A 13,923-nucleotide genomic window follows, 5' to 3' on the forward strand; every position below is an offset into this window, starting at 1 on the left:
GCCGCGCCCGCTGCGCTGGCGATGGCTGAACGCTGGAATTCACGAAATTCGAACATGAATTGATCTTTCCCCGCTATTTATTGAGAATAGTTCGTATTCGCCACGGACCAGCGGCCGGTCATTGCCGGTCGTCTTGCTGCAGCACGCTGTTTGGCTCGGCGCTGCGCCCATGGCCTCTCGCCTCCCTCCATTCTATAGACCCCACCGATGAACCTTCCCGCCCAGTCCACGTGGTCCGCCGCCCGGCCGACCCGCGTCCCCGTTCGCCGTCAGGCGCTGTGCCTGGCGCTGGCCGCCCTGCTCGCACCGCTGGCGGCCAGCGCCGCCGCCGCGGAAGCGGCATCGGCCGCCGATGCGGCAGCCGATGCCGCCAGCGCGCCGAAGCTGCTGGACAAGCTCGACGTGGTCGCGCAGCGTGCCGACGGCTACACCGCGCCGGCCAGCGCGACCGGCACCGGCCTGCTGCTGAGTCCGCTGGAAACGCCGCAGTCGGTGAGCACGATCAGCCGCGAGCAGATGGACGATTTCGGCCTGGATAGCGCCAATGCGGTGCTCGCGCTGGCCACCGGCATCAACGTCGAGAAGATCGAGACCGACCGCACGTACTACACCGCGCGCGGTTTCGACATCCTCAACTTCCAGGTCGACGGACTGGGCCTGCCGTTCACCAACGGCGGCGCCGAAGGCGACCTGGACACGGCGATGTACGAGCGCGTGGAGGTGCTGCGCGGCGCCAACGGCCTGCTGTCCTCGACCGGTAACCCGTCGGCGACGATCGACTTCGTGCGCAAGCGCCCCACCGACGAACTGCAGGCCAGCGCCGGCGTGACCGTGGGCAGCTGGGACACGCGCCGCGTCGACGCCGACCTGTCCGGCAAGCTCAACCGCAGCGGCAGCGTGCGCGGGCGCTTCGTCGCTGTCGGCCAGGACGGCGACAGCTACCTGGACCGCTATGCGCTGAAGAAGCAGAGCTTCTACGGCATCGTCGAAGCCGACCTCGGCGACAGCTCCCGCCTCAGCGTGGGCGCCAGCTACCAGAAGAACGATTCCACCGGCGGCATGTGGGGCGCGCTGCCGCTGTTCTACAGCGACGGCAGCGCCACCGACTACGCCCGCTCCACCAGCACTTCGGCCGACTGGTCGTACTGGACCTCTCAAGACAAGCGCGCGTTCGTGGAACTGCAGCAGGCGCTGGGCGCGGACTGGCAGCTCAAGGCCGCGTTGAACTACCGCAAGGTCGACAACGACAGTCAGCTGTTCTACGTCTACGGCACCCCGGAGCGCGGCACCGGCCTGGGCCTGTACGCCTATCCGTCGCAGTACGGCAGCGAAGAGACGCAGAAGTACGCCGACGTCTACGCGAGCGGCCCGTTCGCGCTCGGCGGTCGTACGCACGAGCTGGTGGTCGGCGTGAAATGGGGCCGCGTGCAGGCCGATCAGCTGTCGTGGTACGGCAACGATATCGGCACCGCGCTGCCGGCGCTGGAAGGCTGGAACGGCGACTATCCCAAGCCGAGCTTCGACGCCTATTCCGACAGCGCCGACTTCGACATCACCCGCCGCAGCGCCTACGCCACCGCGCGCTGGAACCTGAGCGACGCGCTGAAGCTGATCACCGGCGTCAACCACACCCGGATCGAGAGCCGCGGCCAGAACTACGGCGTGCAGCACGCCTACGACGACAGCAAGACCACACCGTTCGTCGGCGCGGTCTACAACTTCGACCCGAACTACGCGCTGTACGCCAGCTATGCGGAGATCTTCAATCCGCAGACCGAGCTGGACCGCAACCTGCAGGTGCTGGACCCGATCACCGGCAGCAACGCCGAACTGGGCATCAAGGGCCAGTGGCTGCAGCAGCGGGTCAACGCCTCGTTCGCGCTGTTCCGCGCCAAGCAGGACAACACCGCCGAAACCGACCTCTACATCGGCAACGTGCAGACCTACAAGGCGGTGGACGCGACCTCCACCGGTTACGAGTTCGACCTCGCCGGCCGGCTCGGCGACCACTGGCAGCTCAACGCCGGCTACACCCAGCTGAGCCTCAAGGACGACGCGGGCCGCAACGTGCGCACCTACGTGCCGCGCCGCACCTTCAAGCTCGCCACCACCTACACCGTTCCGCAGTGGGAAGCGCTGAAGCTGGGCGCGACGCTGACCTGGCAGGGCGATATCTACCGCGATCAACAAGCGCTGGACAGCAGCGGCAACGAGATCTTCACCCGCCAGGGCAGCTATGCGCTGCTCGGGCTGATGGCGCACTACGACTTCACCCCGCAATTCAGCGCCACGCTCAACGTCTACAACGTCACCGACCGCAAGTACATCAACAGCCTGTACTGGGCACAGGGCTACTACGGGGCGCCGCGCAACACCTCGCTGTCGCTGAACTACAGGTTCTGAGCGGGCCTGTTGCAAGTGGGCAAGGCAGGCGGACAGCGCGATGCGCCGATGTCCGCCTTGCCGAATGGCGATGGCGAGCGCGGTAGACAATTCCTCGGCACGTGGCCACGCGTTGGCGCTTCAGCGCCTGCGGCGTGTTCGAGGTCGCGGCAATCAGGTCGGCCGCGGCATGGAAACGAACAGCAGCCCTGCCTACAGACGGGACATGCGGTAGCCGCTGAGCATGCGCCGCCACGCCAGCGATCTGCGCGTGGCAGCGATCGCGGCGATCACGCGGTTCTACCGGCGGGCACACCCGCAGATACTCAGCTGCTGCGCGTGATCGAGGCGGCACTTGCCGCGCATCGCGACAGCGAGCTGTGGCCCCTATCGAGGCGTGATCGCGATCGGGCCAGGCGCAATCCGGACAGCCGAAGCCGCCGGGCTGGTTGGCGTTCACAGGGTTTGGCCCCCTGCACCGCCTCTCCAGTCTTCACTGGCTGCGCATGCACGCGGCGCAGCGTCCGCCGCTATTCGCTGGCGTCGCCGCTGCGCCCGCGCAGCTTGTCCAGCCGGTCGAGCAGGCCGATCCAGAATGCGGCCGGCAACTCCGCCAGCAGCGGCACGCTGAAACACCAGTCGTCGACCAACTGCGCGCACTTGACCGCGTCCTTCTCGGTCATCAGCACCGGCAGTTCGCTGCCGAACGACAGGTCGGCGGCGCGGTAGCGGTGATGGTCGGGAAACGCGTGCGGCACCACGCCGATGCCGTGCGCGCGCAGCATGTCGAAGAAGCGCTGCGGATGGGCGATGCCGGCGACGGCGTGCACGCGCTGCCCGGCGAAGCTGCGCAAGGCGCGCGCGCGGCCGCCCTGCAGCGGTTGCGCGCTGTCGATGCGCAGGCGCATCGCCCATTCGCCGAAACCGGCCTGGACCTCGCCGACGTCGCTGGCCTGGCCCAGGTTGATGACCCGGAAATCGCATTCGCGGCCGCGCGCCACCGGCTCGCGCAGCGGCCCGGCCGGCAGCAGGCGGCCGTTGCCGTAGCGGCGCTGGCCGTCGACCACTTCGATCTCGATGTCGCGCTGCAGGCGGTAGTGCTGCAGGCCGTCGTCGCAGACCACGATGTCGCAGCCGGCCTGCAGCAACGCGCGCGCGGCGGCGACACGGTCGCGGTCCACCCGCACCGGCGCGCCGGTCTTGTGCGCGATCAACACCGGCTCGTCGCCGCCCAGTTCCGGCGTGGTCCCCGCTTCGATCCAGCGCGCGATCTGGTCCTGGCTGCGGCCATAGCCGCGGGTGGCCACGCCCGGCTTCCAGCCGGCGTCCTGCAGCTTGCGCACCAGGGCGATGGTCAGCGGGGTCTTGCCGGTGCCGCCGGCGGTGAGGTTGCCGACCACGACCACCGGCACCGCGATGCTGTAGCGCTTGCGCCAGCCGCGCCGGTACAGCGCGCGGCGCAGGCCGATCGCCGCCGCGTACAGCGGGGTCAGCACCTGCGCGTACAGCGGCGGCGTGCCCTGGCCATACCAGTAGCCAGGCGTGTGTGGCCCGCGACCGCTCATCAGGGCTGCCTTTCGCGGAACTGCATGCTGTGCAGGTGGGCGTACAGGCCGCCCTGGGCGAGCAGCGCGTGGTGGGTGCCGCGCTCGACGATGCGGCCGTGGTCCATCACCAGCACCTGGTCGGCATGTTCGATGGTGGACAGGCGGTGCGCGATGACCAGCGTGGTGCGCTCGGGCATCAGCCGGTGCAGCGCGTCCTGCACCAGACGCTCGGATTCGTTGTCCAGCGCGGCGGTGGCTTCGTCCAGGATCAGGATCGGCGCGTCGCGCAGGATCGCGCGGGCGATCGCCAGGCGCTGGCGCTGGCCGCCGGACAGCAGCGCGCCGTTCTCGCCGACCGGGGTGCGCAGCTGCAGCGGCAGCCGCTCGATGAACTCCCAGGCGTTGGCCGCTTCGGCCGCGGCGCGGATCTGCGCGTCGCTGGCCTGCGTGCCGTATGCGATGTTGGCGGCGATGGTGTCGTCGAACAGCATCACCCGCTGCCCGACCAGGGCGATCTGCCGGCGCAGGTCGTGCAGGCGGTAGTCGTGCAGCGCCACCCCGTCCAGGGTGATGCTGCCGCCGCTGGGTTCGTAGAAGCGCGGCACCAGCCGCACCAGGCTGGTCTTGCCGCTGCCGGAACGGCCGACGATGGCAGTGACCGTGCCCGGCTTGGCGGTGAAACTGATGTCGTCCAGCGCCAGTCCGCTGTCCTGGCGGTAGCGCAGCATCACGCCGTCGAACGCCAGTTCGCCGCGCACGCGCTGCACCGACACGGTGCCGTTGTCGCGCTCCTCCGGCGTGTCCAGGATCGAGAACAGGCGTTCGGCGGCAGCCACGCCGCGCGAGATCGAGGTCTGCACGCTGGTCAGCCGGCGCAGCGACGGGATGATCGCCATCATCGAGGTCATCAACGCGATGAACTGGCCCGGGTTCAGGCGCCCGGCCAGCGCTTCGCGGGTGGAGACCCAGACGATCGCCGCCAGCGCCACCGCGGCCAGGAACTGGACCATGCTCGAGGCCAGCGCGCGGGTGGTCTCGACCTTCATGTTCAGGCCCAGCATGCGGTTGGCCAGCACCGCGTAACGCGAGATCTCCAGCGACTGGGTGCCGTGCACCTTCACTTCCTGCTGCGCGCTCAGCGATTGCTCGGCGCTCTGCGCCATCGAGCCCATGCCGTCCTGGATGCCGCGGCTGATCTTGCGGTAGCGCTTGCCGACGTAGGAGACGATGACCCCGATCAACGGCGCCACCACCAGCAGCGCCAGGGTGACCTTGACGCTCATCTGCAGCATCACCACCAGCATGTAGAAGATGGTCAGGGTGTCGGCGACGATGGTCTTCAACGCATCGGCGGCGGCCTGGGTGACCTGCTCGGTATCGAAGTTCAGCCGGCTGACCATCACCGGCGTGGCCTCGACGTCGAAGTGCGAGGACGGCAGGTGCAGATACTTGGCCAGCACCTGCTCGCGCAGGTCGCGCACCACGCTGCGCCCGGTGCGCGCCATGCAGTAGTCGCCGACGAAGGTGGCGAAGCTGCGCATCACGAACAGGCCCAGGATCGCCAGCGGCAGCAGCACCGCCATGCGCGCCTCCGGATTGACGAAGCCGCGATTGACCAACGGGTCCATCAGCCGGGTGAAGAAGTAGCCGGCGGTGGCTTCCACCACCATCGCCACCAGCGCGGCCGCCAGCATCACCCAATAGGCGCGGGTATATCCGAGCAGCCGACGGTAGATCGGCCAGACCGGTGCCATTTTGCCGCTCACCGCTTGACTTCCGGCGCGTTGACTTCCGGCGCGGTGGCGATGGCGATGCGGCGGAAGCCGAGCTGGCCCAGCGCGTCCTGCGCTGTGACCACGGCCTGGTAGGGCGTGCGCGCATCGGCGCGCAGCAGCACCGGCTGCTCGCGGTCGTCGCCGGCGACCTGGGCGATGCTGCGCTTGACCGACTCCACGTCGGTGCGCAGCACTTCCTGATCGTTGATGAAATAGTGCCCGTCGGCGTTGACCAGCACGCTCAGCGCACGCGGCGGCGCCGGGTTGTGCTGGTCGCTGGCGTTGGGCAGCTGCAGTTGCAGCGTGGAACGGGCGTCGAAGGTGGTGGTCACTACGAAGAAGATGATCAGGACAAGGATGACGTCGATCAGGGGCACCAGGTCGATATGCGGCTCGTCCTGGCCGCGGTCGTCGCGGATCCGCACCGGCTCAGCCCTTGGCCGGCGCAGCGGCGCCGCCGCGCGCAGCCGGGCGCGGCGCGGCCGGGGTCGGCGCACCGGCACGGCCGTGGCCGTCGAGGACATCGCTCAGGGCGGTGGCTTCGCGCTCCATCTCGATGATGTAGCCGGCGATGCGGCTCTTGAAATAGCGGTGGAAGACCAGCGCCGGCACCGCGATGATCATGCCGGTGGCGGTGCACACCAGCGCCTTGCCGATGCCGCCGGCGAGCTGATTCACGTCGCCGACGCCGTGGTCGAGGATGCCCAGGAACATCTGGATCATGCCGACCACGGTGCCGAGCAGGCCGAGCAGCGGCCCGGCTGAGGCCACCGTGCCCAACGCGTTCAGGAACCGCTCCATGCGATGCACGACGTGGCGGCCGGTGTCCTCGATGCGTTCGCGGACGACCTCGCGCGGCCGGCTGCGCACGTCCAGCCCGGCGGCGAGCAGCTCGCCCAGCGGCGAATTGCGCCGCAGCGACTCGATGTGGGTCGGGTCGAGCTTGCCGCGCGTGGCCCAGTTGCGCACTTCCTGGCCCAGCCCCGGCGGCAGCACTTCGCTACGGCGCAGGCTCCAGAACCGCTCCAGCACGATCGCCAGCGCGACCACGCCCAACAGCAGCAACGGCACCATCGGCCAGCCACCGGCCTTGACCAGTTCCCACACGTTGCAACCCTCCGGCACGTTCGGCCGTTCGTTCACTGGCCGATAGGATAGCAGCCGCCCGCACCCGCTCCGCGGCATCCCACAGCCGCGCCCGCCACGGCCGCCGTTCGCGCAGTTGCAGGCCGGCGCGTCCCAGCCACACGCGCAGCGCGCCGCCTTGCGGGGTGGTGGCGACCTCGGCGCCGGACGCCTGCCAGCGCGCCACCACCGCCGCGCGCGGATGGCCGAAGCGGTTGCCCTCGCCGGCCGAGATCAGCACCAGCCGCGCGCCGGTGGCGGCGACGAAGGCCGCCTGCGAGGAATGCGCACTGCCGTGATGCGGCGCCAGCACCACCTCGGCGCGCAGGTCCTGCGGCGCCTGGCGCAACAGCCGGCTCTCGATGACATCGCCGATGTCGCCGGTCAGCAGCATCGCGCCATGCGCGCTTTCCACGCGCAGCACACAGCTCGACTCGTTGTCGAGATAGGGAAAGCCAGGCGCCGGATGCAGGAAGCGGAAACGCACCCCGTCCCACTTCCAGGCGGTGCCCGCCAGGCACGGCCGGTCCACCCGCACCGGCGCGCCGGCCGGCGCCTCGGCCAGGCCGACCGGCAGCGCCGCGCGCACCGCCTCGAAGCCGCCGGCATGGTCGTTGTCGCCATGGCTGATCACGGTCCGGTCCAGGCGCGCCACGCCGAGCGCGTGCAGCGTCGGCACCACCGCGCGCTCGCCGGCATCGTAGCCGTCCTTGATCGCCGGGCCGGCGTCGTACAGCAACTGATGCCGCGCGGTGCGCACCAGCACCGACAGGCCCTGGCCGACGTCGATCATCACCAGTTCCACTTCGCCCGCCGCCGGCCGCTCCAGCGGCGGCCAGAACAGCGGCAGCCACAGCAGCGCGGCCAGCGGCTTGCCCGGCACCGCGCGCGGCAACAGCAGCCAGAACGCGCCGAGCAGCGCCAGCGGCAGCGCCCAGTCGCGCGCTTCCGGCAGCCACCACAGCGCGAAGCGGCTTTCGCCCAGTGTGGTGAACAGCGGCCAGGTCAGGTCGAAGCATGCCGCCGCTGCGCGCCACGCCCACACCCCGGCGCCGGCGTGCATCGCTTCCAAGGCGGTGCCGAGCAGCGCCAACGGCACCACCACCAGGCTCCACCACGGGATCGCCAGCAGGTTGGCGAGCGGCCCGGCCGCCGAGGCCTGGCCGAACAGCATCGTGCTCAGCGGCAGCAGGCCCAGCGTGGCCACGCCCTGCGCCGACAGGAATTCGCGCAGCTTGTCGCGCCAACCGCTGCCCGCGACCGGCATGCACCAGGCCAGCCAGGCCACGCCGAGGAAACTCAGCCAGAAACCGGCGGACAGCACCGCCAGCGGATCGAACGCGAGCATGACGATCGCCGCCAGCGCCAGCGCATCGACCACCCGTACCGGGCGCCGCCACAGCCGCGCGACCACGACCACCGCGATCATCAACGCGGTGCGCACGGTGGGCAGCGCCATCCCCGACAGCACGGTGTAGCCGCCAGCGCCGAGCACCGCCAGCAGTGCGGCGGCCTGGCGGCGCGGCCAATGCCGTCCCAGCGGCGGCCATAGCCGCCACAGGCCGCCGCCGAGCAGCGCGAACGCGCCGGCGACCAGGCCGACATGGAAGCCGGAAATGGCGATCAGATGGGTCAGGCCGGCGGCGCGCAGGATGCGCCAGTCGCGATCGTCCAGGCTGCGCGTGTCGCCGAGCGCCAGCGCCTGCACATAGCGCGCCGACGCAGTCGGCACCGCTGCCGCGATCCGCGCCGCCAGGCGTTCGCGCCAGGCATCGATGCCCTGCCCCGGCGCCAGTTCGACGGCCTCTTGCGGGGCGGTCACGTAGCCGCTAGCGCTGATCCGCTGCGCCAGCGCATACGCCTCGGCGTCGAAGCCGCCCGGATTGCTGAGCCCGCGCGGCGCGCGCAGGCGCACGCTCAGACGCCAGCGCGCGCCGGCATGCAGCGCCGTGCGCGGCCCGGCCACCTGCGCACCGAAATCGTCGTACCAGGCCAGTTGCAACAAACGTCCGCGCAACGGCGCCGGCTGCGTGGGGTCGGCGTCCACCCGGAACATGAACCGCGTGCGCCGCACCTCGGCCTGCGGCAACTCCACCACCTGCCCCTGCAGCGTCGCCACGCGCTTCTCCCAGTCGGCGGGCAGTTGCCGCGCCAGCACCATGCCGGCGATCAGTCCCAGCCAGCCGCTGCCCACGGCGAAGGCGCCCAGCCAGCGCCAGCGCGGCATGCCGGCGCAGACCGCGATGCCACCGAACAGCAGCGCCAGCGACAACGGCCACGGCGCCAAGCGCGGCAGCCACAAGGCGGCCAGCACGCCGGCGGCGAGACTGGCGGCGACGGCGATGCCGAACGGGGCGACCGCGCTACGCGGCGGCGGCGCAGACCTGGACTCGGATGCCGGCGCCAGGAGCGCATGATCATTCGCAGATCCGGTGCACTGCTGCATGCGATCGCCACTCCTTGGCGCGGACAGGGTACGAATGGAGGTGTAACAGCGACCAGCGCGAACGATTGCGCGACATGATCCGACTGCCTGGACAGCCTCGCCTACCACTATTGCCTCCCGCTATCGGCCAAGCCCTGCGGGCGATGTAGGAATTCGCCTCTGGACGCACGGCCGGTGCCGCGCTCCATGCGCTTTTCGCCGCATGTTCATCGGCCTGCGGCTAGCGTGCGCGGTTTACGTCGTAAGGAAATCCGCACATGCGCAAGGGCACCGCACTGGTGGTCGGGGTTACCGGCATCTCCGGCTACAACCTGGCGAACGTTCTCGTTGCCGAAGGCTGGACCGTCTATGGGCTGGCGCGCCGCCCGGTCGCGCAGGAAGGCGTGATTCCGGTCGCGGCCGATCTGCTCGACCGCGACGCGACCATCGCCGCGCTGCGTGGGCTGCCGATCACCCACGTGTTCTTCTGCACTTGGACGCGGCGCGACACCGAGAAGGAAAACGTCACCGCCAACGGCGCGATGCTGCGCCACCTGTGCGAAGGCCTGGACAGCGCAACGCTGCAGCATATGGCGCTGGTCACCGGCACCAAGCACTACCTGGGGTCGTTCGAGCACTACGGCAGCGGCAAGGCGGAGACGCCGTTCCGCGAAAGCGAGCCGCGCCAGCCCGGCGAGAATTTCTATTACACGCTGGAAGACCTGCTGTTCGACGCCGCCGCACGCCACGGTTTCGGCTGGAGCGTGCACCGCTCGCACACCATGATCGGCCAGGCCAACGGCAGCAATGCGATGAACATGGGCGTGACCCTGGCGGTGTACGCCACGCTGTGCAAGCACAGCGGGCAGCCGTTCGTGTTCCCCGGCTCGCGCGCGCAATGGGACAGCCTCACCGACCTCACCGACGCCGGCCTGCTCGGCCGCCAGCTGGCCTGGGCCGCGACCAGCCCGGCCGCGCGCGACCAGGCGTTCAACACGGTCAACGGCGACGTGTTCCGCTGGCGCTGGATGTGGGGCGAGATCGCCGCGTTCTTCAGCCTGGAGGCGGCACCGTATCCGGATGCGCCGATGCCGCTGCAACCGCGCCTGCAGCACAGCGCACCGGCGCAGTGGCGCGCGATCGCCGAACGCCATGGGCTGGTACAGGCGGACGTGGACCAGTTGGCGTCGTGGTGGCACACCGATGCCGACCTCGGCCGCGAGATCGAGTGCGTCAACGACATGACCAAGAGCCGCGACCTCGGCTTCCTCGGCTACTACGACAGCCGCGCGTCGTTCCTGGAGCTGTTCGCGCGGCTGCGCGCGCAGCGGGTGATTCCCTGAGGATCGCGGCATCGGCGAGCGTTGCCGCTGGGAGATCGGCTTAGAGGATTGTCGAATCGACAGGCCTTTGAGCGGCCTTGATGCGGTTGGTCGCCCTCGTTGTGTGAGAGCGACTCGGGTGGCTTCGGCCCATCAGACCACCGGTTCCGCAAACTGACAAACTCCTACTTCGTTCGTCGCGGCTGAAGCCGCTCCTACAGGGGGCGGCTGGGTGCACTGTAGGAGCGAACTTCAGTCGCGACGAGCGAAGCGGTGGAGATGCCGCGACCGGACCGCGTCGGGACTGAAGTCCCTCCCACAGCGCACCCAGCGAGCAGGCCACAAGTCCATTGTGGGAGCGACTCCGCGTGGCCTCGGCCCATCGGGCCACCGGGTGTTCCATGACCGGATTAAATTCCGGCTTCGTTCGTCGCGGCTGAAGCCGCTCCTACAGGGGGCGTGGCCGGCGGCTGGGTGCACTGTAGGAGCGGCTTCAGCCGCGACCGATCGCCGGAACCGCCATTGTTCCGAAATGCATTCGTCGCAGCCGCCGGGCCGCGACCATGCCGGCGCGTTCCACGCCGGCATGGTCGCGGCCGCTACACGTCGGCAGGCGCCAGTTCGCGCAGCTTGCCCTGGTGCAGTTCCAGCACGCGATCGAGCTTGCGCGCCAGGCTGCGGTCGTGGGTGACCAGGGCCAGGCTGGTGCCGTGCGCGCGATTGAGATCGAGCATCAGCGCGAACACGTTGGCCGCAGTTTTGTCGTCGAGATTGCCGGTCGGCTCGTCGCCGAGCACGCAAGCCGGGCGGTTGACCAGCGCGCGCGCCACCGCCGCGCGCTGGCGCTCGCCGCCGGACAGCTCGCCTGGCTTGTGCTCCAGGCGATGGCCCAGGCCCACCGATTCCAGCAAGGCGCGCGCGCGCGCGTCGGCGTCCTTGACCGCGGCGCCGCCCAGCAGCACCGGCATCATCACGTTCTCCAGCGCGGTGAATTCCGGCAGCAGGTGATGGAACTGGTAGACGAAGCCCAGCGAGCGGTTGCGCAGCTGACCGCGCGCCGCGTCCGACAGCGCCGACATGCGCTGCCCGGCCACGTACACCTCGCCGGCGGTGGGCACATCGAGTCCGCCGAGCAGGTGCAGCAGCGTGCTCTTGCCGGCGCCGGACGCGCCGACGATGGCCACGGTCTCGCCCGGCGCCACGCTCAGGTCCAGCCCGTCGAACACCGGCGTGCGCATCTTGCCCTCGGCATAGGTCTTGCCCAGGCCCTCGGCACGGATCGCCGCGTCTGCTTGCTGTGGCTTGTGCACTTCCCGATTCCCCATTCCCGACTCCCGGCCGTCATTCATAACGCAGCGCCTCCGCCGGTTGCGTGCGCGCCGCGCGCCAGGCCGGATACAGCGTGGCCAGGAAGCTCATCAGCAGCGCGACGATGGTGATCACCACCACGTCGTGCGGCTGCATGTCGGTGGGCAGGCCGGTGATGTAGTACACGTCCTCCGGCAGCAGCTTGATGTTGAACAGCGCCTCGATGCCGGCCAGGATCCGCTCCAGGTTCAAGGTCAGCAGGATGCCGCCGATCACCCCGGCGATGGTGCCGAACACGCCGATCAGCGTGCCCTGCACCATGAATACCTGCATCACCCCGCCCGGGCTCAGCCCCAGCGTGCGCAGGATGGCGATGTCGGCCTGCTTGTCGGTGACCAGCATCACCTGCGAGGACACCAGGTTGAACGCGCCCATCGCGATGATCAGCGACAGCAGGATGCCCATCACCGTCTTTTCCATCTTCAGCGACTGGTACAGGTTGGCGTTCTCGCGGGTCCAGTCGCTGACCATGTACGGGCCATGCAGGTTCAGCGCCAGGTCGCGCGCCACGTCCCAGGCCAGGTCCATGTTGTGCAGCTTCAGGCGCACGCCGGTGACGCCGTCGCCCATGCGCAGCACGCGCTGCATGTCCGGCATGCTGGTCACCGCCAGGCCGCGATCGATCTCGTTGTAGCCGGCCTCGAAGATGCCGCTGACGGTGAAACGCTTGTAGCGCGGCACCATGCCCATCGGGCTGGCCTGCGGTTCGCCGAGCATCACCACCACCTTGTCGCCCACGCCCACGCCCAGCCACAGCGCCAGCTCCTGGCCGAGCAGGATGTTGTAGGAACCGGGGGTCAGGCTGTCGATCGAACCCTGCTTCATCTTCTGCGCCAGCACCGAGACCTTGGCCTCTTCGCTGGGCAGGATGCCGCGCACGATCGCCGGCTGGTTGCGCTGCCCGGTGAGCAGCGCCTCTTCCTCGACGTACGGCGCGGCGCCGGCCACGCGCGGATCGCGGGTGGCCACGTCCACCGCGTGCTGCCAGTTCTCCATCGGCGCGCCCTGCGCGCTGACCGTGGCATGCGCGGCCATCTGCAGCAGGCGGTCGCGGATCTCCTTCTGGAAGCCGCTCATCACCGCCAGCGTGGTGATCAGCACGGTCACGCCCAGGGCGATGCCGAGGATCGAGGCCATCGAGATGAAGGAGATGAAGTTGTTGCGGCGCTTGGCGCGCAGGTAGCGCAGGCCGATGGCCACGGGTAAGGGTTTGAACATGCGCAGCCACCATCCAGGGAGCGCTATGGTGCCATCTGCGGCGGCGCAGACGAAGCGGCACGGGCCTGAGCGGCCAGACGCAGTTCACGTCGTGCCGCCGGCGGCAGCGTGTCCGGCCACCAGGCCAGGCGCCCTGCCCGGCCATCCGCGCCGCACCAGCGCACGAACGCCAGCGGCCCGCGCCAGTCCACCTGCAGCGCCGCGACCGGCTGGCCATCGACGCTTGCCGCCACGCTGCCCTGCGCCGGGATCAGCAGCGCATGCCGCGCCCGCCGCGCCTCGCGACGCAGCAGCCATGCCGCGTACAGCGCGGCCAGCGCCGCCGCCGGCCAGGCCCAGAAGCGCGGCATGTCCGAACCCAGGATCGACAGCGGCGCCAGCACGCTCAGCAGCGCCAGCGCCGCCAGCAGCCAGCGCGAGGGGCGCCACTCAAGCCGGCATGGCGCGGATGGTGGCGATGAGATCGGCGGCGCGTGCATCGGGACAAGCCTCGTAGCCCATGAACCAGCGCCACAACTTATCGTCCTCGCATTCGAGCAGGTATAGGAAAACCCCGCGCTCGGCCTCGGAGGCCTGCGCCCAGCGCCGGTCCAGGTAGCGCCCGAACAGCTGGTCCAGCTCGCGCATGCCGCGCCGGCAGCGCCAGCGCAGCTTCTTCAGTTCGGTGGCTTCGTCCATCGCATCGCACCCTTGTCTTGGTGGGCGGACGCCTGCTGCGGCGACCGCCGAAAACGCGCGCGGCACCGAACCCGAGAGCCGGT

11 protein-coding genes are annotated in these 13,923 nt (G+C 69.8%); 2 read left to right on the top strand and 9 right to left on the bottom strand.

The window, feature by feature from the left end; translation table 11 throughout:
* The first annotated feature begins 207 nt into the window (after window positions 1–207).
* Entirely contained in the window at window positions 208–2,403 is a 2,196-nt protein-coding gene (locus HEP73_RS13220; RefSeq protein WP_255423490.1) for a TonB-dependent siderophore receptor, read from the top strand.
* 509 nt (window positions 2,404–2,912) lie between these two features.
* Here the strand turns inward: HEP73_RS13220 and lpxK are convergent.
* Genes lpxK through HEP73_RS13245 form a run of 5 tightly spaced genes read right to left on the bottom strand, consistent with a single transcriptional unit; the run spans window position 2,913 to window position 9,275 of the window.
* Window positions 2,913–3,947: a tetraacyldisaccharide 4'-kinase gene (gene lpxK, locus HEP73_RS13225; RefSeq protein WP_185820338.1), complete on the bottom strand. Its 1,035-nt coding sequence runs from the start codon at window positions 3,945–3,947 to the stop codon at window positions 2,913–2,915.
* Entirely contained in the window at window positions 3,947–5,683 is a 1,737-nt protein-coding gene (gene msbA, locus HEP73_RS13230) for a lipid A export permease/ATP-binding protein MsbA (protein ID WP_185823414.1), read from the bottom strand. Before msbA ends, lpxK begins: the two co-directional genes overlap by 1 nt.
* A gap of 8 nt (window positions 5,684–5,691) precedes the next feature.
* Window positions 5,692–6,129, bottom strand: coding sequence for an ExbD/TolR family protein (locus HEP73_RS13235; RefSeq protein WP_185813130.1), 438 nt, complete (start codon window positions 6,127–6,129; stop codon window positions 5,692–5,694).
* Between the two features lie 4 nt (window positions 6,130–6,133).
* Window positions 6,134–6,811 carry a MotA/TolQ/ExbB proton channel family protein gene (locus HEP73_RS13240; protein WP_185813131.1) on the bottom strand — a complete coding sequence of 226 codons (678 nt, stop codon included), beginning with the start codon at window positions 6,809–6,811 and terminating at the stop codon, window positions 6,134–6,136.
* The gene (locus tag HEP73_RS13245) at window positions 6,705–9,275 is read right to left on the bottom strand and encodes a DNA internalization-related competence protein ComEC/Rec2 (protein ID WP_255423491.1); all 2,571 of its coding nucleotides are present in this window, start codon (window positions 9,273–9,275) and stop codon (window positions 6,705–6,707) included. The genes HEP73_RS13240 and HEP73_RS13245 overlap by 107 nt, the downstream gene beginning before the upstream one ends.
* 257 nt (window positions 9,276–9,532) lie before the next feature.
* On the opposite strand from HEP73_RS13245, the gene HEP73_RS13250 reads away from it, so the two are divergent.
* Window positions 9,533–10,597: an SDR family oxidoreductase gene (locus HEP73_RS13250; RefSeq protein ID WP_185820339.1), complete on the top strand. Its 1,065-nt coding sequence runs from the start codon at window positions 9,533–9,535 to the stop codon at window positions 10,595–10,597.
* Between the two features lie 578 nt (window positions 10,598–11,175).
* On the opposite strand, the gene lolD is transcribed toward HEP73_RS13250, so the two are convergent.
* The 4 genes from lolD to HEP73_RS13270 are packed head-to-tail and all read right to left on the bottom strand — an operon-like array spanning window position 11,176 to window position 13,840.
* Window positions 11,176–11,901 (bottom strand): lipoprotein-releasing ABC transporter ATP-binding protein LolD, encoded by a 726-nt coding sequence (lolD, locus tag HEP73_RS13255; protein WP_458309620.1) that lies wholly within the window; start codon window positions 11,899–11,901, stop codon window positions 11,176–11,178.
* Window positions 11,902–11,917: 16 nt separating this feature from the next.
* Window positions 11,918–13,162 (bottom strand): lipoprotein-releasing ABC transporter permease subunit, encoded by a 1,245-nt coding sequence (locus tag HEP73_RS13260; RefSeq protein WP_185813134.1) that lies wholly within the window; start codon window positions 13,160–13,162, stop codon window positions 11,918–11,920.
* Between the two features lie 23 nt (window positions 13,163–13,185).
* The gene (locus HEP73_RS13265) at window positions 13,186–13,641 is read right to left on the bottom strand and encodes a hypothetical protein (protein WP_185820341.1); all 456 of its coding nucleotides are present in this window, start codon (window positions 13,639–13,641) and stop codon (window positions 13,186–13,188) included.
* Complete coding sequence (locus HEP73_RS13270) at window positions 13,592–13,840, bottom strand: FAD assembly factor SdhE (RefSeq protein ID WP_039006563.1); 249 nt, start codon at window positions 13,838–13,840, stop codon at window positions 13,592–13,594. The genes HEP73_RS13265 and HEP73_RS13270 overlap by 50 nt, the downstream gene beginning before the upstream one ends.
* Window positions 13,841–13,923: the final 83 nt, after the last annotated feature.

Source organism: Xanthomonas sp. GW (genome assembly GCF_014236815.1).
In the GTDB taxonomy this organism is placed as follows: Bacteria; Pseudomonadota; Gammaproteobacteria; order Xanthomonadales; family Xanthomonadaceae; genus Xanthomonas_A.